Below are 372 nucleotides of genomic sequence, written 5' to 3'. Positions count from 1 at the left end.
GGTTTCTGGGTTTGCCCGACGTTCTCCAGCTTGCCGTCCTTTGCGGCGCGAACCCAGTTCGCCAACGTCTTCATCGATATTGACAATCGACGGGCAGCTTCAGACACGCCCACTCCGTCAGTCATTGCCAGTTTTACTGCTTCTTCACGAAATTCCTTCGTGTACACAGCCTTCGGGATTCGCTTCATCAGTGCCTCCATTCCTCAATTCTACGGAATGTTGGCGTCCACTTTTTTCAGCCGACCTCAAGCGTCTCTTCTTCTTCTTTGCGGACCGGCACGGTCATGCATGGCTCAAGCATATCGATCGATCGAAAATCGGGCTTGGTTCGGGCAAGCGGGTGCTGGTAAAGGACGGACGTCTGGATTTCAC

General features: G+C 53.5%; 2 protein-coding genes. One reads left to right on the top strand and one right to left on the bottom strand.

Annotated elements, in window-relative coordinates; genetic code table 11:
- Positions 1–188 (bottom strand): transposase (locus ACRXB1_RS37450; protein ID WP_449494946.1); only part of this gene is annotated, 188 nt, incomplete at its 3' end.
- 2 nt (positions 189–190) lie between these two features.
- Here ACRXB1_RS37450 and ACRXB1_RS37445 point away from each other — a divergent pair.
- Positions 191–372 (top strand): type IV toxin-antitoxin system AbiEi family antitoxin domain-containing protein (locus ACRXB1_RS37445; RefSeq protein ID WP_449494945.1); only part of this gene is annotated, 182 nt, incomplete at its 3' end.

This window comes from Caballeronia sp. M23-90 (genome assembly GCF_053574605.1).
Note: the sequence above shows the minus strand (reverse complement) of the source record. Positions and strands in the feature narration are given on the sequence as shown.